Annotated in this window: 14 protein-coding genes and 2 tRNA genes; 13 read left to right on the forward strand and 3 right to left on the reverse strand. The window is 42.6% G+C overall.

All coding sequences use genetic code 11. From position 1 onward, the window contains the following. The first annotated feature begins 10 nt into the window (after positions 1-10). From A3K86_RS14660 to A3K86_RS14700, 9 genes are all read left to right on the forward strand, one after another. Positions 11-460 (forward strand): ATP-binding protein, encoded by a 450-nt coding sequence (locus tag A3K86_RS14660; protein WP_068332483.1) that lies wholly within the window; start codon positions 11-13, stop codon positions 458-460. Positions 461-479: 19 nt separating this feature from the next. Then, positions 480-2,678, forward strand: coding sequence for a glycoside hydrolase family 2 protein (locus A3K86_RS14665; RefSeq protein ID WP_068332486.1), 2,199 nt, complete (start codon positions 480-482; stop codon positions 2,676-2,678). A 43-nt stretch (positions 2,679-2,721) separates the two neighbouring features. Continuing rightward, positions 2,722-4,467, forward strand: coding sequence for a glycoside hydrolase family 9 protein (locus A3K86_RS14670; protein WP_068332490.1), 1,746 nt, complete (start codon positions 2,722-2,724; stop codon positions 4,465-4,467). Between the two features lie 14 nt (positions 4,468-4,481). After that, a complete protein-coding gene (locus tag A3K86_RS14675) occupies positions 4,482-6,332 on the forward strand; it encodes a glycosyltransferase family 2 protein (protein ID WP_068332493.1) in 1,851 nt (616 codons plus the stop codon). Further along, a complete protein-coding gene (locus tag A3K86_RS14680) occupies positions 6,322-7,641 on the forward strand; it encodes a DUF3131 domain-containing protein (RefSeq protein ID WP_068332496.1) in 1,320 nt (439 codons plus the stop codon). Before A3K86_RS14675 ends, A3K86_RS14680 begins: the two co-directional genes overlap by 11 nt. Before the next feature lie 26 nt (positions 7,642-7,667). Continuing rightward, the gene (locus tag A3K86_RS14685) at positions 7,668-9,068 is read left to right on the forward strand and encodes a DUF3131 domain-containing protein (protein ID WP_068332499.1); all 1,401 of its coding nucleotides are present in this window, start codon (positions 7,668-7,670) and stop codon (positions 9,066-9,068) included. Positions 9,069-9,090: 22 nt separating this feature from the next. Continuing rightward, complete coding sequence (locus tag A3K86_RS14690) at positions 9,091-10,476, forward strand: DUF3131 domain-containing protein (RefSeq protein WP_068332502.1); 1,386 nt, start codon at positions 9,091-9,093, stop codon at positions 10,474-10,476. Further along, positions 10,473-11,654 (forward strand): hypothetical protein, encoded by a 1,182-nt coding sequence (locus tag A3K86_RS14695; protein ID WP_068332504.1) that lies wholly within the window; start codon positions 10,473-10,475, stop codon positions 11,652-11,654. Before A3K86_RS14690 ends, A3K86_RS14695 begins: the two co-directional genes overlap by 4 nt. 338 nt (positions 11,655-11,992) lie before the next feature. Next, entirely contained in the window at positions 11,993-13,309 is a 1,317-nt protein-coding gene (locus A3K86_RS14700) for a glycosyltransferase (protein ID WP_332310131.1), read from the forward strand. Positions 13,310-13,382: 73 nt separating this feature from the next. Here the strand turns inward: A3K86_RS14700 and A3K86_RS14705 are convergent, their stop codons facing one another. Beyond that, positions 13,383-14,312, reverse strand: coding sequence for a LysR family transcriptional regulator (locus A3K86_RS14705; RefSeq protein WP_068332510.1), 930 nt, complete (start codon positions 14,310-14,312; stop codon positions 13,383-13,385). A 159-nt stretch (positions 14,313-14,471) separates the two neighbouring features. Here A3K86_RS14705 and A3K86_RS14710 point away from each other — a divergent pair, with 159 nt between their 5' ends. Together A3K86_RS14710 and A3K86_RS14715 are read left to right on the forward strand one after the other, a co-directional pair. Then, positions 14,472-15,728, forward strand: a complete 1,257-nt coding sequence (locus A3K86_RS14710) for an adenylosuccinate synthase (RefSeq protein WP_068332513.1) — start codon at positions 14,472-14,474, stop codon at positions 15,726-15,728. A 234-nt stretch (positions 15,729-15,962) separates the two neighbouring features. Continuing rightward, positions 15,963-16,053, forward strand: a tRNA-Ser gene (locus tag A3K86_RS14715). A 171-nt stretch (positions 16,054-16,224) separates the two neighbouring features. Here A3K86_RS14715 and A3K86_RS14720 read toward each other — a convergent pair. Continuing rightward, positions 16,225-18,051, reverse strand: a complete 1,827-nt coding sequence (locus A3K86_RS14720) for an Ig-like domain-containing protein (protein ID WP_068332516.1) — start codon at positions 18,049-18,051, stop codon at positions 16,225-16,227. A gap of 828 nt (positions 18,052-18,879) precedes the next feature. On the opposite strand from A3K86_RS14720, the gene A3K86_RS14725 reads away from it, so the two are divergent. Continuing rightward, complete coding sequence (locus A3K86_RS14725) at positions 18,880-20,514, forward strand: methyl-accepting chemotaxis protein (protein WP_068332520.1); 1,635 nt, start codon at positions 18,880-18,882, stop codon at positions 20,512-20,514. 449 nt (positions 20,515-20,963) lie between these two features. On the opposite strand, the gene A3K86_RS14730 is transcribed toward A3K86_RS14725, so the two are convergent. After that, entirely contained in the window at positions 20,964-23,396 is a 2,433-nt protein-coding gene (locus A3K86_RS14730; RefSeq protein ID WP_068332522.1) for a M9 family metallopeptidase, read from the reverse strand. A gap of 314 nt (positions 23,397-23,710) precedes the next feature. Between A3K86_RS14730 and A3K86_RS14735 the strand changes: the two genes are divergently transcribed. Then, positions 23,711-23,801, forward strand: a tRNA-Ser gene (locus A3K86_RS14735). The last annotated feature ends 61 nt before the right edge of the window (positions 23,802-23,862 follow it).

Consider the following 23,862-nt stretch of genomic DNA (forward strand, 5'->3'; position numbering starts at 1 on the left):
GAGCTGCTCGATGGAAACTGTTGATTACCGTTTTACAAAACAATACCAGAGCTCTTTGGAAGTCTCCCGAGATGTGGCTGAAGATGTGAAATCGTTTTGGTTAGATGTTGGGCTTAAAGAAGAAGTTATTGAGCAAATTGAGCTTTGTTTAGTGGAGTTGGTAAACAACGCTTATGAGCACGCCTATCAGTCAACCGAAGGTGAGCCCATCGAGCTGATTTCTTATATTAAAGAGAATGAACTCGTTATCGAAATTACCGATTACGGTCAGTCGATGACTGATGACGAATTCGAGAAAGCGATTAATAACACTTTTATTGAACCAGATCCTGAAGACCCAGAAACATGGACGACGTCAGGGCGAGGTTTCATTATTGTGGTGCAATTAACCGACAACCTTGAATACGAAAAAAGCGGAAAGAAAAATACGTTCAAACTTTATAAAAAAACAGAAGCTTAATTTATTTGCTGAGGAATTTATGAGAATAGCATTCGCCATGATGGCGTTATTCTCATTATCATCTTGCGCTATACAACAACCTAATAATGACTGGCAAACTTCTGAGCAATCGTTAAATGGACTGTGGCGATTAGAGATAATTGATGAGCAACAACGTCAATCTGTAATTCATGAAGTTAATGTACCTAATAACTGGTTTTTAGAAGGTATAGACCATGCTGGAACGGGTATTTATTCACGCCAATTAGCGCTGAATAATAAACCGAGTCAGTCACGTTATTGGTTGCAATTTAGCGCTGTTGACTACGAAGCAAAAGTCTCCCTCAATAACCAAGATGTGATTTCGCATCTTGGCTATTTCTCGCCGTTTACTGCCGAAGTAACCTCTTTGATTTCTGAAGGCGCTAATCAACTTCAGGTGTGGGTGAATAGCCCTGATGATCCTAAAGATGCAGATTGGTCGCTTTATAAAAATCAAATCAAAGGTGTACTTAACCACCACGATACTCGTCCAGGTGGCGCTTGGTCTGACGATGGTCAAGATCGTAACTCTGGCGGTATTTGGGGTGATGTTAACCTCAGACAAACAGGCCCTATAGCTGTTCAGCATTTAGCCGCAATTCCTCATGTTGAATTAGCGGCAACCACTCAATCGTCAGTCAGTGAGCGTACATCTGCACTGACATCAGCAGATGTACGTTTTCAATTAGACAACCTAGCGCAGCAAGAGGCTGAATTACGTTATACCTTGTGGCGGGAAGGGCTCGATAGTCAAACAGAGCCAACGGAAAGTTACCAGCAAACTGTACAGCTAAGCCAAGGCAAACAAACGATATATTGGCAATTACCTGAGAAAGAGCGTTTGTTGTGGTGGCCTTGGGATTGGGGTGAGCCGAACCTTTATCGTATCCAACTTGAAGTGCTGATTAATGACAAGGTTTCAGATACCTACCAAGCGTCTATTGGGTTTAGAGACTTTGCATTTAATGAAGATAAAGGTGAGTTCTACGTCAACGGATTGCCTTATTTTATCCGTGGCACAAATTACATCGGAAGCCAATGGCTTGCCGAGATGACAGCGGGTGACTACCAGAACGATCTCAATTTAATGCGCCAAGCCAATATTAATAGTGTGCGGGTTCATGCTCATGTCGCGGGAGAGGACTTTTATCATCAGGCTGATAAAGCAGGCATTTTGGTGTGGCAAGACTTTCCATTGCAATGGGGATATAGCGATTCGGACACTTTTCGCCAGCAAGCGGTTGAGCAAACCAAAGCCATGACAGACATGTTAGCGAATCATGCCTCTATTGCTTTTTGGTGCGGTCACAATGAGCCGCCATGGGATGCTGACTGGATGAAATACAAATATCCAAGTTATCAATCTGCTCAAAATAAGCAACTGACGCAAGCGGTCTATCAAACGCTGTTAGCGGCTAATGATAAACGTATTGTGCGTGAGGCCTCTTACACCAAAGAGCACCCTTGGCTTGGTTGGTATTCAGGGAAATATCAGGATTATAAAACCGCGCAGTTCACACCGATTGTGAGCGAGTTTGGCGCTCAGGCCATGCCAAGTTTGGCAATGATAGAAGCGATTTTATCTGATGTTGGTATAACGCCCAATGAGTGGCCGTTGAGTAAAAAAGCACTCGCAACATTGAGTTATCACAATTACCAACCACATGAAACCTTAATGATTGCCAAGGTTCCTCAAGGTGAATCTTTGTCACAGTTTCATCAAAATACCCAAGAATATCAACGGGTAGTCACCAAATATGCAGCTGAACACCTAAGATTAAATAAAGGACAAGGCGTTGCTGCCATTTATCAGTTTATGTTTGTTGATAGTTGGCCTGCGATCACTTGGTCGGTTATTGATGTCAATCGTCAAACTAAGCCAGCCTATGAAGCGCTGAAACAAGCTTATCAACCATTGCTTGCTGTCATTGAAAGGGATGTAACACAAGCGGATGGACAGGTGTCAATAACCATAATTAACGACAGTTTGCAGTCTTACTCAAAAGCAAAACTGTGGATTAAAAATCAATACGATAACAAGCAGTGGCTAGTGGAAAACATCAATATTGCCGCAAACACTCAACAGCAAGTTGTTACCAACCAAGTGTTTGCAGGGTTATCTGGTTACCTCTCATTGGTTTTAACCGATGAGTCAGGAAACGAGCTGAGTCAAAACCACTACAAGCTGCAAGACTGAACTTCATACAACTTTGGCTCTAATTGCCGCGAAAGGTGGAATGATGACAAGGACGCTCATTTTATTGTTGTTTACTGTGCTTTCAGGATTAGTGAACGCCAAAATGTTAGTGGTCAATCAGCTTGGGTATATGGCTGAAGGAGACAAACTGGCTTATTGGCTAAAGCCGACAGCGATAGATGCGACAGCTTCAAAATACGAGAAGGTTGCACTTTTTTCTCTGGATCAGCAGCGCGACATCGCGGAATTTGACGTTCAATTGCAAGCTCAGTTACCTGATGAGCGACCTGTAGCGGTTGTTGATTTTAGTCGAGTGAAAAATACGGGTTGGTTTCAGCTAGTGGTTGGTGACGTTCGTTCAACGCCATTTCAAATCAGTAGCCATTCCTACCATGATTTAGCTCAGCGTTTGATCCATGCTCTATATCTTCAACGTTCAGGTGAAAGCGTGACAGATCCTGTAACGGGCATGGCGAGGCCTATCAGCCATACCAAAGATGGTGTGATTTTCCGTAGTGACCCTTTCCATAAACGCGGCAAAGCGTTGGATATGACAGGCGGTTGGTACGATGCCGGTGACTTTGGTAAATATGTGGCAACTACTACAATCACAGCTGCGCGCTTGATGGAAGCGTTTCGTCAATCACCTGAGTTTTTTGAATCTCAGCCTTCTGAGTTACAAAATCATGGTGTGAATACAAATACAAGCCGCGCTGATACGGCAGTTGAACCACGTTTACCTGCAATTTTGGTGGAAACCCAATATGGTTTGAATTGGCTACTGAAAATGCAGCGTGCTGATGGGGCTGTGTATCGTAAACTATCAGGAGCACATTGGCCCGCTAAAATCCCGCCTTGGCAAGATTTGCAAACTCGATTTATTTACGGTGTGAGTACACCTGAAACTGCCAAATTTGCTGCAACGATGGCAATGGCATCACGTATTTATGAACCTTACCAACCGAGTCAATCTCGTCGTTATTTACAAGCCGCTGTTCATGCTTGGCGTTATTTAGAGCTTCATCCTGAGCAATATATCGACTGGCAAAAGGGTGATGATTCAGGCTCTGGGCCATACATCAAAAATAAAGAAGATGTAGAAGCCTCACTCGATACTGATATTGACGATCGTTTATGGGCATTGGCGGAGCTCTATATCACCACCGAGCAAGATAAATTCCTCACTGAGTTTGAAAAATTATATGACTCGCAATGGGTGGATATCTTTGAGTGGAAAAACCCAGCTGCAATGGGGGTTTGGCATTTATTGCTAACGCTTGAAAATGCTCATCCTTTGTATCCCAAGTTAGCCAATGATTTAAAAGCCAAAGCTGATCACTATGTAGAGCAAGCAAACAACTCAGCTTTTGGTATTGCTAATCAGCGTTTTATTTGGGGCTCGAACAAGATGACAGCAGAGGCCGGTATTTTGGTTGCTTGGTCTGATTTTATTCAAGGTAAAAAGGATCATCGTGCTGTTGTGCAATCGCAAATTGATTATTTGTTGGGAGCGAATGCTTTTAACTTAAGTTTTGTCACTGGTAGCGGCACCTATGCTGTTCGCAATCTCCATCATTTATACCGTATTGCGACAGGTGTGATTTTACCGGGGTATTTGGTTGGTGGCCCAAATGAAAAAGCGCAGGCAGGGGTTGCGCCGAAAAACATGGGAATGCTGAGTTATGTTGATAGTGAAAAGTCTTATGCGGTGAACGAGTTTGCTATCGATTATAACGCCAGTCTGATTGGGTTATTGGCCGCGCATCACGCGTACTTTCGTCAATATTAATGGAGTAATGCTAGATGGATTTTTATTTTAAGGAGTTTGAGCATCGTAAGCCACCAGAACCTGTACCTTATAGCATGTCGCGTGAATTGCTTTACCAATACTTAGCTACATGTAATTTAACCTTGGGGATCTGGTACTTATGGTGGCGATGGACTTACGCACTGAACTACGAGGCTATGTGGTTCTCGCTACCACTGGCATTTGCTGAGTCTTGTGCATTTATTGGTTCAATGTTGTTTACATTCAACCTTTGGAAAACCAAAGATGAACCGAAAAAAGCACCACCGCATAAAATCGCGGAGTGTGTGCACGACACCGATGAAGACAGACCAATCAGCGTTGATGTGTTCTTCCCAACTTATGATGAAGAGCCTGATTTGGTGCGTCTGAGTATTGTTGATGCAATGAAGATCCGTTATCCGCATGAAATTGAAACCAAGATCTTTATTCTCGATGATGGTAAGCGTCCAGAAATGGAAGCGCTCGCCAAAGAAATGGGAGTGGAGTACATCACCCGTGAAGGCAATATTGGTTTTAAAGCAGGTAATTTGCGTAATGCGCTGGAGCAAACCTACGGGGACTTCATTGTTATCTGTGATGCTGATACCCGCCCATTCCCTTCTATTTTGGAAAACACCTTAGGCTACTTCCGTGACCCTGATGTGGCATGGGTACAAACTCCTCAGTGGTTCTTCGATTTACCGGAAGGCGAACGTTTACCTAAATGGCTAGGTAAGAAATTGGGTGGATTTGGTCGTCTCATTGGGCGTGGTGTCGAGCGTTTATACGGTCCGGTTACCCTTGGCGAAGACCCATTTGTGAATGACCCTCAAATGTTCTACGACGTTATTCAACGCCGTCGTAATTGGGTAAATGCATCCTTCTGTTGTGGTGCTGGCTCTATTCACCGTCGTGAAGCGGTAATGGAAGCGGCATTGCGTGCTTACAGTGAGCAGATCAGCAAAGAGCACGATGAAGTTGAACGTCAGATCCGTAAGCTCACCAAAGAGAAAACGGTCGACCGCGATATCTCTGATAACTTGCGCCAGGAAATCTTGCTGGATACCGAATTTACCCCTTATAAATTCCACGTATCGGAAGATTTGTATACCTCGATTGTATTGCACTCAGATACTGAGCGTAATTGGCGTTCTGTAATGCATCCTCAGGTTGAAAGTAAAATGCTATCACCTCAGGATTTGCAGACTTGGACAGTTCAGCGCTTTAAATACTCGGGTGGTTCAATCGATATCTTTATGAACGATAACCCATTGTTCCGCAAAGGCATGACGTTCAAGCAGAAATTGATGTACGCCGCGAGTTTCTGGTCAAACTTATCGGCTATCTGGAACATTATTTTCTTAGCGTGTCCAATCATCTACTTCTTAACCAGTATTGCTCCGGTTAGTGCGTACGATACGACTTTCTATCTCCATTTCTTACCGTTCGTGTTAACGGCTGAGCTGGCAATGATGATAGGCACATGGGGAGTTGCAGGTTATAAAGGGAAAACCAACTTCCTCTCCTTCTTCCCTGTTAACTTGCGGGCGCTATGGACAGTATTGCGCGGTAGGAAAATCAGTTTCCCAACCACACCCAAAGAGCGACAAACCGGTACCTTTATTAAGTTGGTGATACCGCAAATATTGGTCTTCGTGTTGAGTCTATTCAGTATGACATTTGCTTGGGTTGGTTACACCACGGGCGCATTCGGGGAGCACTCATTTGGCGGTTTAGTACTTAATACCTTCTGGATCATTAATAACATGATGGCGATGTGGGGAATGATTGCAGCTTCTATCTGGACTCCGCCGTCTGATGAAGAGCAGGAACAAGGATCTGAGGAATTAGAATATGGAATTTAAAAAAGCACTCGTGAATGCACGGCATCACCTTGTCTTTATAACGGGATTGGTTACTGCTCTTATAATTGCATTTACTATCGAAACCCGTGATTACGGGCATGTATTGGGGAATATCACCTTTGAAGTATCAGAGCCAATTCCTCATCGCGAAAGCCGGATTTTAACCGATGAAGAATTTACCTGGGCGAAAACGGCGTGGACTTACTTTGAAAATAATTACCAAGAAAACACAGGGTTGGTGAATTCGGTAGATGGTTATCCTTCTACGACCATGTGGGATACCGCATCTTATTTGATGGGGCTGATTTCGGCTGAAAAACTCAATGTGATCAGCCATGCTGAGTTTACTCTGCGGATGGAAAAAGCTTTAAATACGTTGGCGCGTATTCCACTGATCAATGGCGATTTACCGAATAAGGCATATAACACCCAAACCTTAGAAATGGTGGATTACTCGAACAAACCTGTGCCTGAAGGTATTGGTTGGTCGGCGATTGATATTGGTCGAATTTTAGTGCCATTTAATATCTTGATTTGGCAATACCCTGAATTTAATAAGCCTGTTAATGATGTACTTAATCACTGGAAAGTGAGTGAGATGATCATTGATGGTTACTTGTACGGTTCACGCCCATCGAAAAAAGGTGATGGTTTTGAATTAGTACAAGAAGGTCGTATTGGTTATGAAGAGTATGCGTCAAAAGCGATGTCGCTAATGGGACGTGACGTATTCAACGCCATGAAATATATCGATTATCTAAATCTTGTTGAAATCGATGGGGTAGAAATTCCAACAGATAAACGTGACCCTGCGAAATACCATGCTCACAACTACGTGGTTAGTGAATCTTACATTCTTGATAGTTTGGAATTTGGTGCAGATAGTATCTCGAAAATCTTTGCCTTCCGTGTTTATAAGGCACAAGAGAACCGTTACGAGCGTACAGGCATTCTTACCGCAGTAAGTGAAGATAACGTCGATGAAGCACCGTACTTTGTCTACAACACAGTGTTCTCAGACGGTAAAGAATGGAATGCGATTTCAGACCAAGGTGACGATGCTTCTCACCTGAAAACACTATCAACAAAAGCGGCGTTTGGTTGGTATGCACTTTACGATACCCCTTACACCCAACTACTGATCGATGATGCCCAAAGCTTATATTCAGAAGAAAAAGGCTGGTATTCAGGTCGCTATGAAAGTGACGGACGCACTAACAAAGCGATCACCGCCAATACCAACGGCATTGTATTAGAGTCACTAGCTTATGTTCAAAATGGCACGCTGTTGAGCGTTGGTGCTAAGTGATTCGCAACTTTGATAGGGAGTGTTGTATGCGTTATATCATTGTTTGCCTAATGGGGTTGCTGGTGGCTGGCTGCGGTAATAAATACAGTAATCTGGCGGATGACGTCGTTGACCGCCCAAATCACTGGGATATTCCAAAAGCCCGTCAAGGTAAACTGACAGAAAAAGAAATGGATATGGCGAGGATTGCTTGGAAGTATTTTGAAAATAACTACCAAGAATCTACGGGGTTGGTGAATGCGGTAAATAACTATCCATCGGTTACATGGTGGGATGCTGCGTCGTATCTTGCTGGCATGACGAGTGCGCTAGAGCTCGGCATTATTGATAAAGAAGAGTTTGACCGCCGTTTAATCCGTTTCTTAACAACACTTAATACTATGCAGCTCTTTAAAGGAGAGCTGCCGAATAAAGCTTATAACACTCAAACGGCTGCGATGGTGGACTACGGTAACCAACCGGGTGAAATTGGCTATTCGGCATTGGACTTAGGACGTTTGTTGATTTGGCTTCATATCATCAAAAACCGTTACCCTGAGTATGCAACGGGTATTGATTCTGCAGTACTACGCTGGAACTTCTGTAATGTGGTCGATGAGAATGGCACCATGTTTGGTGCCTTGCTTGAAAAAGACAAGCCAGTTCAATACTTACAAGAAGGGCGTTTAGGTTACGAAGAATATGCAGCCAAAGGTTTTCAGCTTTGGGGATTTGATACCACTCAAGCCTCTATGCCTGAGCCTTACAGTACAATTAACTTATATGGTTATGATATTCCGTACGACACCCGTGATCCGCGTAAACTCAAAGCGCATAGCTATGTTGTAACCGAAAGCTTTGTACTCGACGGTATAGAGATGGGATGGGATTTAACAACCGACCGAACGCCGCATGATTATAACTTCTCAAATGACTGGATGGCCGAGTTTGCCTTGCAGATCTATCGAGTGCAGGAAGCGCGTTATAAAAACACTGGAATTATTACAGCCCGTACCGAGCACCAGTTAGCTGGGCCTCCATACTTCGTTTACGACACCATCTATACCGATGGTTACGCGTGGAATACTATTTCTGAAGTGGGCGAGTACTTACCTCAATTCTCAGCAGTTGCTGTTAAAGGGGCTATGGGGCTTTGGGTGTTGTGGGATACCGAATACACAGATTTAGTCTTTGATCATATTTCAAATTTGTATGACCGTGAAAAAGGTTTTTACGAAGGTATCTTTGAAAATGGTACTGGGTTAATTAATACGTTCACATCAAATAATAATGGTATTACGTTAGAAATTTTACTTTATAAGCAAGAAGGTAAATTACTGACTTATTTAGACACCCCTCCAGTGAGCTTATGGGATAAAGCATTGGAGTCACCATTTGGTTATGAAGGGCAATGTTTACCACGAAAAAAACCACAAGCTAAGAAGTAGTTTCTCAAGTAAAGGGATGTAAATGCTGAGAAAGGGAATAATTGCATGCTCGCTGTTGGCACTGACTTCATGTGGAGTCGTGTATCAGGGCGTGCAAAGTGGTTTGACATCAATAAACACCTCGCAGGTGCTGCGCCAAGGTCGATATGGTGAACTAACAGAACAAGAGTTAGCTTGGGCACAAACCGCATGGGTGTATATGGAAAATAACACCCAGCTTAAAACTGGCTTAGTTAACTCAATTGATAATTACCCATCGACCAATATGTCATCGTTGGCTGACTACATGATGGCGCTGGCGGCAGCCCAAGAGTTTGAGTTCATTACAAGTAAAGAACACGATGAACGATTGTCTTTGGTGTTGAGCTTTTTAAATGAAATGCCCTTAAGCTCTGTGGGAGTACCGAATAAGGTATATAACACTACCACAGGGCAAATGGTCGATTATGGTAACCAGCCAAAAGATATTGGCTGGTCGGCTATCGATGTCGGTCGTTTGCTTATTGTGCTAGCTATCACTAAACAGCGTAATCCTGAATTTTCTGAATATATCGACAAGGCGGTTTTACGCTGGAATTTCTGTGAGCTAGTAACCCAAGACGGCGAGTTGTATGGCGGTATTGTTAAAGATAACGGTGATGTCTTTCGTTATAAAGAGGGGCGTTTAGGGTTAGAAGAATACACTTCTTATGGTTACCTTGATTGGCAGGTGGTTCCTGAAAAAGCCATGATGCTTGATCCCTATGAAGTGGTGACAATCAACGGAATCGATATTGTATTTGATGGTCGTGATCCGCGTGATTATGACGTATTACGCCCGGTTTATAGCAACCCGTATTTGTTAATGGGGTTGGAGTTCAACTGGGATGATATTAATGATCTCACCAGCCATGATGCTAAACATACCAATGATGCGCTAGCTGCAATGGCGGATTCGCTTTATCGTGTTCAAGAATCTCGCTGGGATCAAGATAGGATCTACACCGCACGTGGCGATCATGTTGTTAGCGGTGAACCTTATTTTGTTTACGATAGCATTTACGCCCTAGGCACGCCGTGGATCACGGTTGCTGAAGATGGCAGTGATCATGATGAATTGGCATTGATTTCAACCCAAGTAGCATTTCAGATGTGGTCGTTATGGAAAACCGATTACACAGATAGATTAATGGTGTTAGTGCGTGAGCTGTACGATGCCGATCGAGGCTGGTATGAAGGGCGCTATGAGCTTACCAGTGCTTATGAAAAAAGTATTACCTTAAAAACTAATGCCGGTGTTTTAGAAGCGCTTTTATACAAAGCTAATGGCAAGTTGTACCAATCGAAGAAAGCCAAAGAATATCGCGATGTGAAGTTTAATTCACGCTTTGACCACCCAGGTCGTTGTTTAGTGGAGACATTTCGATGAAATCAGCCAGAAGGTTTTTGTTACTTACTTGTTGGGTTTTGGGTGTGTTGAGTGCATCACCGTTAGCTATAGCAGCGGCGGTTGATGTCGATGTGAGTTATTACAGTAAAGCCACTTTTTTGGTTCAGTCTGGTCGTTATCGCCAAGCAGCCGATCAGTACCATAGATTGGCGATTATGTTTCTTAGCTCTGAAGCCAAACTGGGTAGTAAACAGATGTGGCAATATGCAGGGCTAGCGGAAGCCCTTGCCGCCATTGCAGCGGATAAAAATAACAGTGCAAAAGCCTACCAATATTGGGCGGATAGTACCCGGTATTTAATGACGGGAGGGACGAATTGGGAGCAAATGAAGCATAAGCTTCACATGCGTTATGAAGTGGCAAATACTCAACTATCGACTCAACTTCAAGTGAATGACTTTGCTGCGACCATTGATGAACATTGGCAAAATGAACTTACCACGATGCAAGCTTGGGATGAAAAACTGTCTTTCTTCTCTTTTTCTAGCCCAAAACTTGGCATGATGGATCACCAAGCACAAAGCAGTTTGCCTACCAGTCAAACACAACCTACTTATCGACCACCTCAACCTGCTGCCAGTGGTAAAAGTCTAGGTGGAGCTGGTGGTGGGAAAAAACTGAGTGGGTTAAATACACGATTTACGCAAACACCAAATTTTGAACCCGTGCCTCAAACGACTTCTTCCGCAGTTCAGCCAACAAAAACAAAAGTAGAATCGCCAGCAAAAACTAAGTTGATCCCTGTACCCGCTGTCGTAGAGTTGCAAGCTGAGTCAGCAGTGCCTACTAAACCGTCAGATCCAACTAAAATCGTGACGAAGGCTAAAGCCGCACAAGCAGCTCAACAAACAACACTGTCATCAACGAAAGTTAAAGAAAAGACTCAATCACCTGATGTCAAAGGTGTTCCCGTTACGCCTAATGCGCCACCGAATGAGCATATTGTGGTGAGCCCAGTTGAAGCGATTACTTACCACGAAACGAACTTAAATACTGGAAAGGTCATCCAACCTTCTGCACATCCTTCTGAAACGACAGAGCAATCAAACACACCGAATCCAATGGCAAAAGGGAATATGGCTGTGATTGATGAGTCGACTGTCACGCCGTTGCAAAGACGTAGTTTTGCGCCAGTGCCCGTTGAGTCCACTGAATAAATTGTGGGTTTCGTGCTGCATGCTTTAAGCGCATAGTACGATAGAGTTGTTGGTATATGACTGATGACTTACACGTCTGTTCATTTCATTCGCTAATTATTCACTTTACTGCTCTTACATTAGGTTTTTTAGCGTTTAAATACCTCATGTATCTGCCTTTTTTCTGCTCTTTCTATCTTATCTTGCTGTTTTCAATTGGTTTTGTTTCATAAGTGGTTAGACAGCACAAAAGCCAATAAAACTAGGCATTTAATTTGGATTTAGTTGCATATGGTTACTAGTCTTTAAATAGACCATGTGCAACCTTATGCTGAACACTTGCTTGTTTAGCTTGGTTTGTGGGTGATTCATTCTCACAAGGACTAGAGGAAGAACAAGCGATGACGGCATCGGAGAAAGTGATTCAAGATGTGCTCCTTTCAGCGAGTGATTATTTCGATCTGACAGAAGCTGCTCACCAACATAAGCTACTAAAACTTGCTAATACTTTATATTGCTTAAAAGATATTTCGATTGAGCGTTATCAGGAGATTGCTGCTCAACCTAATTGTCCGCTTGAGTTTCGCTTAGCGGTGAAGCTGGTGGAATCTCGCCGCTATTTATTGTCAGTGACTAAACCATTAACTGTGGGTGTCGTATTTGCGATGTGGGGTGAACATAACCGCTTAAATGAAAAGTCGGTATCAAACCCAAATGGTGAAGATTCCTTACGTGTCAAAATTGAACAGCTGAACTGGGTAACTCAAGGCACTGTAGTGGATTGGCAACTGTATCCAGTGGATGATGGCTGCCCGCATAATAGCTTTGCCATTGCACAGAATATTGCCAAGAGCAGTGTGAATGCTAGCCAAGTAACTGTGTTGAATTTGGCTCAAGTATTGCCGACTCAAGAAGGACCACTCAAAGGGCTAGCGAGTGCTGATGATTCGCGTAAAGGTGGTGCAATTATTTATGGCTGTCAGACGGCACTTAAAGATGGTGTTGATTGCGTGATGTATACCGATGCTGATAATTCGGTACATTTAGGTCAATTAGGTTTGCTGCTAAAACCATATCTTGCCGACAAACAACAAGTGGTACTGGGTAATCGTAAGCACCCAGATTCAATATTGGTGAAGCAAGAAGAGCGTTGGGGCGTAGGAATTAAAACGCTACGTCATATGCAGCGCATGATAGGCAAAGATATTTTCTCTAAAGGGATCAAAGACACCCAAGCGGCGTTCAAGCTATATGGTAAGGATGTTCTTAAGCAAATCATTGCTAAGCCAACTGTGTATGACTTCTCTTTTGATACTGATTGGATTTTGGCAGCAATGGAAATGAAACAGCCGATTGCGACGGTACCTTTTGCCTTTATTGATTCTGCTGCGGAATCGGCTTCAGTGGTTCAAGGGCCAATGACGACGTGGTACACATTGCTTGATGGGTTAGTAAAAGCGGTTCGCGCAAGACATGCTGATTACAACATTGAAATGGCGGATATTTTTGATCAACAAGTTGGGTCGCATGAAGATTTAGAAGCAATTATTAACGATTTGCCCCCTGAGCTAGTTGATGCAACAGATGCTGATCTTGGTGATCCACAGCTGATGTCACCAAAGGCAGTGCGAGCATGGTTAGTTGAAATGAAACAACCACAGGAAGTTACACAATAAATACCCCCTAAAATAAAAACAGTACCTATTGCCCCACGGTTGTGGGGCTTTTTTTGATTAATTATCTGAATAATTATTTCTTGTTGTTGGTATTAACTGTTTGAGCGCGATGATTTGAGTAATGAGCTATTTCTTCTGTTACCCATTGTAGTAGTTGCTTGATAGCGCGAGACAGCACTTGGTTTTGACGCACAATATAACCAAGGCTGGTGGTTGGGAAATCGGGCAGGGGAGTAATGGTGTTTTTTAAGTTCAATTTCGGATGCAGTGAAAAAGCTGGGACAATGGCAATGCCAAACCCGGCTTCTGCCCAGTCGATTTGTGCATCAACACTACCTACTTCCATGATGCGATATTTTGGCAATTTCAAACTCGGTAACGCCAAATCAATTAAATCTCGTGTACGTGTGTCATGACCAAGCAAGATCAAGGTTGGAATATCATCGTTATCAAATTCCTTTCCGGTAGCTGCACGTTGTTGCCACTCAGCTAAGCCTTCACCAAATGCGCACCAGTGGACTTGCCACAGTTCGGTAAAGTGCAATGGCTGACTTTCTTTCTGAGCAATCACAAAGCCTAAATCGGCTTTTGCACTTTTTACTAACTCAGCGGCTTGGCTTGAAGTGGTATTAAACAGCGAGAGATCAATCCCCGGATATTCGTGCTTAAACGACTGAAAAGGTTTGATGAGCAGTAAGCGAGAAATAATATCACTGGCGGCAATAGATACCGTTCCCTGACACATATCATTAATCGCGTTCAAATCAGCCTGACAAATCTGCAATTCCTGCAACGAGCGTTCTGCACTTTGTAATAAGCGCTCACCAGCCTGTGTTAACCGAAATGGATTTCGCTCAATCAATTTAACTCGAGTCGTTTGCTCTAATTGCTTGATATGCAAGCTAACATTGGGTTGTGTCATATGAAGAGCAATGGCTGTTTTACCGAAGTGTTCTAACTTTGCCAGTGTGACAAAAGTGTTTAACCAATTGAGATCTAGCATTTGTTATCTTGCATCCATTTCTATCTGCTTCAGACCCTAGTGTAACTGAAAATAGATATGGCTCATATGGAATCCTTATTGCGCCAATAATTATTATTAATTTTCCTTATTATCTAATGCGCCATAGCATAAGGGCTTCGCTATTAAGGAGAGTTAATTATGTCGTCTATTGTTGTTGTTGGTGCTAACTGGGGTGATGAAGGTAAAGGTCGTATCGTCGACTTCCTAGCAGAAAAAGCATCGGCAAGCATTCGCTTCCAAGGTGGTAATAACGCAGGTCACACAGTTGTAAACGACTTAGGTACGTTCAAACTACACCAACTTCCAAGCGGCGTATTTAACCCTGACTGCATAGCGGTTCTTGGCCCTGGTATGGTTATTAGCCCAGAGCTTCTATCGAAAGAAATCGAAGAAGTTAAAGCGGCTGGGGTTGAAGTCAATCTATGTATTTCGGATCGCGCAACACTGTGTCTGCCTCTTCATGCTCTAGAAGATACGCTTGAAGAAGAGCGTCTTGGTGATGGTGCTTACGGTTCAACACGTCAAGGTATCGCACCTGCTTACGGCGACCGAGTAATGAAAAAGGGCATCCTAGTTGGTTGGTTAAAACAGCCTGAAGTATTGCGTGAGCGTCTTCAATTTATGATGGATTGGAAACTGCCACAGCTTAAAGCGCTATACCCGTCATTCGATTTCAATCAAACAGCGGAAGAAATGACCCAATGGCTGCTTGATGTAACAGCTCCATGGCGCGATGCAATTTGCAATGTAACAGTGCCACTAAAAGCACTACAAGCAAAAGATGAGACTTTGCTATTTGAAGCACAGCTTGGTGCGGGTCGTGACTTAGTTTATGGCGAATACCCATGGACAACCTCATCTAACGTAATTTCAACTTACGCTGGTATTGGCAGTGGTTTACCTGCACTTCGCCCAGAGCACGTAATCGCAGTAGCGAAAGCGTTTAGCTCATCGGTTGGTACGGGTACTTTGGTTACCGCAATGGAAGAGCAAGACGCATTCCGTGAATCAGCAAACGAGTTTGGTGCAACAACGGGTCGCCCTCGTGATATGGGTTACTTCGATGCAGTGGCAACACGCAATGGTGTTGAGATTCAAGCTGCCACGGAAATTGCATTAACTAAACTGGACTGCCTAAGCGGCCTTGCTGATCTGAAGATCTGTGTTGATTACGATGGTGATCACAGCGAAAACCCAATTTGGCCACAAACGGCGTCATTAGCACCAGTTTATGAGCAAATGGAGGGATGGAATGAAGACATTACGTCGTGCCGTAAATTCGAAGAGCTACCGCAAGCGGCGCAAGCTTACGTATTACGCATCGAAGAGCTAATGGGCGTGCCAGTTAAAATGGTATCAGTAGGCCCAGGCCGTGAACAAATGATCATGCGTTAATTGCTCGATTAAGCAAAAACATTAAGAAAAGGCAGTGCTGTTGATTAGCACTGCTTTTTTGTATTCGGCTTTGAATACAAAAAAATCGTTACTAATTATCATGTTAAGTAAAGTTATTGGTGTTAGCTTGTGATGGTAAAGTAAAAAGTGACTGTTATCGTATAAAATGCGATCACTTGACAATTGTTAGGGTTTACAGCTTTACTCGAACCCTATAATATTCGCCGCACTTACGGAGAGATGGCTGAGTGGTTGAAAGCACCGGTCTTGAAAACCGGCATACGTTTGTAGCGTATCTAGGGTTCAAATCCCTATCTCTCCGCCACATTTAAGAAAGGCGCTGATTTATCAGCGCCTTTTTTGCATTTGGTTATTGTGGAATTGGCTTTGAAGCAAATCCGCTATACCCAGAGTGCTCCGCCATATACAAAAAGCTCAGCAGAAATGCTGAGCTTTTTGTATGTATTAAATAGCGGGAGGAGATTTGCTTTTAGACTTATGGCTGTTTAGTCAATATGAAAACATCCACTTTCTTGGCATTACCTTGATAAGCCTCTTCGTAAATGTAGCCAGAAGCAAATTCAGCATTTTCGCCATAAAACTTCACATACAGATCGCCTTGTCGTCTTCTGTTTTTATCGTAGAGTTTAGACATAAAGTTCTTCCCATAGAACTCAGCGTCTACGCATGTATATACATCTCGACCAGAGACGTTGCAGGAAGGTTTACCCGTACTTAAATCAAGTGTTACACGACCATGTTTTATAGCTAATGGTTTGTTATCTTCTTCAGACAATACTGAGTATAAAAGCTCTCCACTGTAGCTTGTGTTTTCGATTGCTTGCTGTCGTGTGGAATTTGCAGCGAAGAACGTCGTATAGAAGCTATCGTCGTACATATGTTCTTTGCTGGTTCGATATACCTTCACATAACCAGAAAAGCCAACAATATTATTATGTTCATCTCTTCTTACAACAAAGTCATGTCCGGCATCTTCTGCTTGTATGTATTGCGCTGTTGAATGTACATAGACTTCAATGTGATCACCTCGATACACCAAAGTAATGTCTTTATCTTCAACAAGTATTGTGCCGCTTGTAACTGTTTTTGAGCTGTGGGAAGTCGAGCTTCCAAGCGTGACTATTTCAAAGTGCGTAGGTGCATTGTTCACGTCTAGATTAAAATCAGTCTTAATGTTGGCAAAGGATGCAGAAATGCTCGCTTGACCAATTTCAATACCAGAAACCATTCCAGAATGACTAATAAGAGCGACATGTTCGTCATCGCTAGACCATAAGAGATCATTGGTTATATCTTTGATATAGCCATCACTAAAGGTTCCAACTGCCTTAATTTGTAGTTTATTTCCCTTAGGTAAGTTATGTGTTCCATCTTGAGTAGAAAGAGCAATGCTATCTAATGACGCATTGCTAGTTACTAATGACAATGGCTCGCTTTGAGTATTTGCGTACTGAGCACGAATTTTTACTTCACCCTCATTGTGAGCTTGAACAACCCCATCTTTTGTAACACTTGCTATTAATTCATTATCGCTAGACCATGAAATACCTTCTTTAAGCTCTAACTCAGATCCATCACTCAGGGTGCCAACAGCGACCATTGAGTCTGTAAATCCAACAGGAATGGTATGCAAAGGTTTTGTGTTTGGTTGGATAGTAATATTCGTGACTACAGCATCCGTCACGTTAACTATTAGCTTATTACTTTCTTTGCCATTGAGTATGGCTGTAACAGTTGCCGTGCCTAAATTATTGCCCTTAACAACGCCAAATTTACTTACCGTTACAATAGCTGGGTTGCTAGTTGTCCAGGTTAGATCTGACATGACTTCTTTTTTACTCATGTCATCGTAAGTTGCCACAACAGTTAGTGGGAATGTTACACCTTTCGGTAACTGCCCTGAGTATTCCTGCGGGAAATCGAGTTTAAGATTCCACAGTTGGCTTCCAGTGACAGTAAGCTCAATGGTATTACTGTCTATTTCTTGATACTGAGCGATAACTTTAGCGACACCTTCACTAATACCTGTTGCCAAGCCAGTATTGCTTACGGTTGCCACACTAGTATCAGAGCTAATCCAATGTACATCTCTGGTCACATCACGTTCTGATTTATTCTTTAGGTGTGCGGTAGCAATAAAAGGTAGTGAAGAGTGAGAAGGGATTTTTGCTACCGATGTTTCAACGATATTTTCGTAACTAATTTCAATTGATTCGATATCGTTAGATGTAGATGTAGATGTAGATGTAGATGTATTACAACCAAGTATAATTAATGAACATAAAACAAGTATTTTACGCACAAAAGTCTCCTTTAATTTCTGTTAAAAATGATGAATAAAGCGAGTGCTAGCTTTTATTGAGAAAGCTCGATGCTGAAATTAGCAATATTAAGTGCTTCGTATCAAAGAAAGACAGATTAAACAGTACCTTCCATTCGGTTGCAAAAGATAATTAGTATCAACGGATGTGTGATTTTATTAATTACACTCAATTATAGAAACACCAATAAAAGCATTATTTTGATATCAAAAGGTTATTTTTTAGTGGGGTAAGAGAGGTTATCTAATAACCATAGAATTTACATTGAAAAATAAATCTTTTAAATTCAGCGGTTTATCTTGATGGGGTGATTTTGACCCAAATTGGATGCTGGGCGGAGTGACAGACTTGGTACGAATATTAAAGTTAAGTCCTTTTAATTCATTACAACACTAATTAAATATTTCCAAATTAATATTATTTACAATTACGATTCGTACATAAATGGAAACGCTGATTTCATGAAAGCTGTATAATTTACTCATTAAATATTTCACTGTAATTGAGGAGGTATGTGCAGTTTAAATCATATTGTGAATCATCATGAACAGTGATGGGGAAAGTGAATAGCTGATGTGTAACTAGATTTAAACGGTAATATTTATATATAAGTCATTGTTTTGATATGTTTTTGGGTGATATTTGTCCGATAAATCTCAATATCCATTAAGTTTAAAATTAATATTTAAGCCTTGCAGTCATTTTGTCGCTAGTGTGACCCATTAAGCCATACCTCATATGCATAGTATTGGTGTGCTTGATGATTAATCACAACTAAGAAAGCCTCATAGAAGGCAGGTAAAATAACAATGACATATAAAAACTTATCGTTAGGCAAAAAGATCGCTGTGGTCTTTGCTGCTATCGCAACGATTATTATCGCGCTTGGTGTATTTCTAACGGGGGAACTGAAACTAGTTCGAGAGGGCACCGTTAACTTTACAGATTCGACATTGCCGAGTGTACTGTCGGTTGAAGAGCTGAAATATGAAATTACAAGTAACCGTACAACCCAGTTTTTTACTTTAACACATCAAAATGACCTTAATGCGATGCAAGCAACGTTGCAACGAACGCAAAGAGACAGTGATCGTATCAAGCAAATGTTAGCAGCTTATGATGCGACAGTTGCATCACAGCATGAACGTCAAGTTTTTGATCGTGTGAGCAATGCATGGCGAGCGTACGAGAAAGGTATCTTAGGTTTTGAAGCTGCTGCGTCTGTGGGTGATAGTGCCACAGCGGAAGCTGAGCTTGTGAATACTTACAGTCAGTTTAATGAATTGATGATCGCACTTGATGGTTTACGAGAGCTGAACTTAGGCTTTGTTGCTAATAACCGCACTGAAATGCTAGCGACTGCGACGCGTGTCGGCACCATGACACTTGCTTGTATCGTCAGTATGCTGGTTTTGATGGTGATCTTGAATCAATTTTTGACTCGCCAAATCTGTCGTCCGCTTAACTTAGTGATGGCGCTTTCTGGGGAAATCGCATCCGGTAATCTGACACATACCTTAGATCGTGACCAAATTGGTAACGATGAACTAGGGATGTTGGCGGACTCTAGTATTAAGATGCAAAACAATCTGCGTAAATTGGTAGAAGAGATCGTTGCAGCAGTGACTCAGCTAAGCACCGCGGTTGAAGAAGTGAGTGCGGTTTCTGAGCAATCTTCACAGGGTATGAAGCAGCAGCAAGATGAGATCACCTTGGTTGTAACAGCGATGGAACAAATGAAGGCGACGGTAGCAGATGTTGCAAGTAATACCGAGGTTGCGTCGATTTCGGCGACTTCCGCGAACGATGAAGCTAAGCTTGGTAGTAAAGATGTTCAGCAAAGCATCGAGTCTATCTTGCGTGTATCTCAAGAGATTGAAAACGCAGGTGTGTTAGTTGAGCAATTAGAGCGTGAATCTGTGAATATCAGCATGGTTGTTGATGTGATCCGTGATATCGCAGAGCAAACTAATTTGCTAGCGCTTAACGCTGCAATTGAAGCTGCGCGTGCTGGCGAGCAAGGTCGTGGCTTTGCTGTTGTTGCAGATGAAGTTCGCACGCTAGCTGGTCGAACTCAAGATTCAACGGGTGAAATTGTGGCGATTATCGACAAGCTACAAAAGAGTGCCAATGACGCGAAAGAGGCAACGACTGAAAGCTGTACGATGATCAATGAATGTGTGGCACAAAGCCAAAACACGGGTGAAACCATTCAGAGCATCGAACAAACCGTCGCGCAGATTGCTGATATGAGCATGCAAATTGCGAGTGCGTGCAGTGAACAAGATTCTGTTGCAGATGCGTTAGGACGTAACGTCGAAAGCATTCATGCTTCTTCAACTGAAGTTGCTACAGGCGCGAACCAAACAGCAAATGCAAGCGTTGAACTTGGTCAGTTAGCTGCAAATTTACAATCTATGATGAGTCGTTTCCGCATCGCTTAATTTTGTGTAATCCACTTTTGTGAAACGATACTAATCATCGTAATAGATAAGCCAGCAGTAATGCTGGCTTTTTTGTATCACCGAAATGGTCATGGCTGTTTGAAATAGTCGATGGGTTCCCTTTCACTTCTCGCAACAACTCATTTATTTATCGTCAATCTTAGAAAAACAATCTAGGTCGTTGACCTTCCTGTTACTGGAAGGCGTAGTTTGGATGTGACGAAAGATTTGAAAAACGATAAAGGAGATGGTGATGGGATGTTGTAATCAGCCGCCAAACGGTGGAACACGTCAGCTCGCATTATTATTAAAAGTAACGGTGGTCATTTTATTGTTGCTTGTTCTGATAGTTGCCGTGTTTGGTTAGCAATCATTAAATCAGCCTTTAAAAAACACCCACCGCAAAGCAGTGGGTGTTTTAAGAGGTGCGCTTTTAGGCTTAGTTGAACTTAGTAAGCAGTAGCGTAAATTTCTACTTCTTCTTTTTGTCCATTATTGCTCATCATGAAGTGAACATAACCTGCTTGTTCAACCTGCATTTCGATGAACTCACGGCTGCCTGTGTATTGAGAAGCTGCATCATGCTGCTCTGGTGTTGGCCAGTGCGCCTGCGAAGCAAAAAGGTCAACATTGCTCTCGAGCTTGGCTGTTTGGGCTGTCGGTGTTACCCAGATGCGAACAGTTTCTTTGCCTTCAGGTACGTACAGTGCCATGTAGCGAGTGTTGATGATATCAAGTTTAACTGGCTCATCAGCATTTAAAACGATGGGTGCTAAATCATCTTGCTGCGTATTACCGCCTTGGTTACCACCATTATTCCCCTTGTTTTCCACTTCTGCTTTTGCCATTAACTCAACAGCATTGAATGCTTCACGTCCGTCGACGCTAATGTAGTAACGACCCGCTTTTACATAACCATTTTCTTGCGGTTCAATGGTTACCTGTTCATTACTACCGTAAGTGAACGACGAGAAGTCATAGTCATGGTAGTACGCCATACGATCAAAACTTGCGTATAAATCGGCGTCACCTTCACCTTGAATTGAAAGCTCAAGCGAACGAGTGTACTCCGGCACATCGATATAGAAGTGATGTGCGCTATGGCGTTCTCCTTCAAGAACAGTTCCAGTATTCAGTGCTAACGCTTTTGCCGTTGGTTCATTGTTGCCCGGTTTGTTTGGCTCTTTACTTACTTTTAATGTGTCAATCCAAGTATCAAACTCTTGTTGGTATTGCTGACCAAGTTCTTGGCTTTTCTTAGCCCACGCTTTGAATTGGTTGTTGCGTGACAGCGATAGCAATTGCTCAATTTCTTGAGGGTGGTTTTCAATAAAGAAACGTACGGCTAAGTAACCCCAACGATACACACGGTTGGTATCGTGAGAGTAAGTGGTCGCAATCACTTCAGGTAAGGTGTATTGGTGCGTTTTACCTAACTCAATAGCGGCGTTGTAGCCTTCCTTGTAATGCATGTATTCGGCAAAACCTTCAAGCCACCAAACTGTCGAGCCTTCGCGAAGCACATCACCAAAGTCACCATAAAGGTTAAAACGACCGTCTAAGTAGTGCACATACTCGTGCTCAAGATTAAGGATGCTGAACCCTTCAGCGTATTCATTACGGTAAGCCACGAAGCGTGCTGTGTTATTTGGATCAGCTGGGTTTCCTTCCAAATACTGACCGCCATTATCGGTAGTGTTACCAAACAAGAAGTTTGAGTAAGTCACGTAGTCACTGTTCGTGTCGAATACGATAACTTCAACTTTGTCGTTGTTGTCATCGGCGACTGGAATACTATTGCTGTTAACAACTTGATGGAAATCAGCTTCTTTGGCGTTCAAAGTTGTGCACACTTCAGCAGCTTGCGCCTGATCCATTTTTTGAGCGCGAACAATAGCTGGACCATCACAGCGGTAAGTAAATGGCATTACCATGGTTTCCAGTTTGGCTTTGCCGTCTTTTAGGCCCATAGCTTCAGCTTGATCTGGTGCGAAGTAATGCACCATTTCAGCAATGCCTACCCAGATTTTGTCGCTTTTACCACCCAGCGGATAGCGTTTAAGTAAGTTGTTTTGAATCGCTAAGATTGCTTGTTTAGTCTCAGGGTATGGGCTTGCCAATAAGCGCCCCATCTCACGAGAAGCATTGCTTACAATGAAGCTTGCAGAGGTATCAAGTGCCCACTCATTATCGTAGATGAACTGTTCTAGTTGACGAAGGTACTCGGGATGCTTTGCCAGATCTGCATAGAAAGCGTCATTACCAGTATGACCGCTCATGCCACGGAACAGATCATTCAAAGCTTCGATAAAGCGTGAGTGTTCGATACTCTCTGGTGTGAAGTGTTGTAGCAGTGCTAATTGGTTAGCCATAGTGAGAGGTAGACGACGGATGTTATCTACCATGATGGTCATACTTTTTAGTGCCGCACTTTGCTCGTAACCATAATTAATCGCGTGAGGTGATGTGATAAAACTATTGATGGTTTGCGCCAGCTTAATGTCTAGCTCATCAGAAAAGTTACCAAGTTGGGCTTGGTTGTTTGAACGAACATAGTAAGCAGCACGAATGTACTCACCGAAGTTATTGATGATGATTGCTTGTTCTTTTTCACCGCTGTAACTGTTTACCGCAGCTTGAAGACGAACTTGAGCTTGTTCAACAAGTTGATCGCTAAAAATAGTTTGTGCTTGAGTTGCAGTGGTTGAGAACCAGTTATTGCGACAATCAAGATCGGCACTCTCTACAGCATTTAAAGGGTTTTGTGTCGTTAGGAGTGCATTTACTTCACAAGTTGGTGCCGCAAATACGCTTGAGGTATAGCAAAAGCTTGATAAAACAAGGGCTAAAGCAGAGCGTTTGAATGTGTTTGAATAAGTCATTGTTGTAATGGTTTTATTTGTACGACGATTGAAAGGGCGAGAGTTATACCAGCGAAATAATCAATTGCACGCGTAGTTATATGAAACTAAGATACCAGTTCAAAGATCAACAGGATTCTTAATAACAAAAAATTACTTGTAAGTTTTTAAGATAAACTTGACTGTTATCATTAACTTATCGGTATTTTTGTCGCTCAATGTTTTCTCTATACCTGTGAGGAATAGCAAGTGTTTGCTTTTTGTGCAGTTGATTTTATTTTCGTGATTTAGGCTTTACAGCTTTCACTTAACCCATTAATATACGCCGCACTTACGGAGAGATGGCTGAGTGGTTGAAAGCACCGGTCTTGAAAACCGGCATACGTTTGTAGCGTATCTAGGGTTCAAATCCCTATCTCTCCGCCACATTCAAGAAAACCGCTGAACATTCAGCGGTTTTTTTTCGTCTAAATTTTGTGATGATGAG

The organism is Photobacterium jeanii, assembly GCF_001650345.1.
Taxonomy (GTDB): Bacteria; Pseudomonadota; Gammaproteobacteria; order Enterobacterales; family Vibrionaceae; genus Photobacterium; species Photobacterium jeanii.

Bases quoted from the DNA above. Each gene is read 5' to 3' on its own strand.
- A3K86_RS14660 (WP_068332483.1), top strand. From the start codon at position 11: ATGGAAACTGTTGATTACCGTTTTACAAAACAATACCAGAGCTCTTTG.
- A3K86_RS14665 (WP_068332486.1), top strand. From the start codon at position 480: ATGAGAATAGCATTCGCCATGATGGCGTTATTCTCATTATCATCTTGC.
- A3K86_RS14670 (WP_068332490.1), top strand. From the start codon at position 2,722: ATGACAAGGACGCTCATTTTATTGTTGTTTACTGTGCTTTCAGGATTA.
- A3K86_RS14675 (WP_068332493.1), top strand. From the start codon at position 4,482: ATGGATTTTTATTTTAAGGAGTTTGAGCATCGTAAGCCACCAGAACCT.
- A3K86_RS14680 (WP_068332496.1), top strand. From the start codon at position 6,322: ATGGAATTTAAAAAAGCACTCGTGAATGCACGGCATCACCTTGTCTTT.
- A3K86_RS14685 (WP_068332499.1), top strand. From the start codon at position 7,668: ATGCGTTATATCATTGTTTGCCTAATGGGGTTGCTGGTGGCTGGCTGC.
- A3K86_RS14690 (WP_068332502.1), top strand. From the start codon at position 9,091: ATGCTGAGAAAGGGAATAATTGCATGCTCGCTGTTGGCACTGACTTCA.
- A3K86_RS14695 (WP_068332504.1), top strand. From the start codon at position 10,473: ATGAAATCAGCCAGAAGGTTTTTGTTACTTACTTGTTGGGTTTTGGGT.
- A3K86_RS14705 (WP_068332510.1), bottom strand. From the start codon at position 14,312: ATGCTAGATCTCAATTGGTTAAACACTTTTGTCACACTGGCAAAGTTA.
- A3K86_RS14710 (WP_068332513.1), top strand. From the start codon at position 14,472: ATGTCGTCTATTGTTGTTGTTGGTGCTAACTGGGGTGATGAAGGTAAA.
- A3K86_RS14725 (WP_068332520.1), top strand. From the start codon at position 18,880: ATGACATATAAAAACTTATCGTTAGGCAAAAAGATCGCTGTGGTCTTT.
- A3K86_RS14730 (WP_068332522.1), bottom strand. From the start codon at position 23,396: ATGACTTATTCAAACACATTCAAACGCTCTGCTTTAGCCCTTGTTTTA.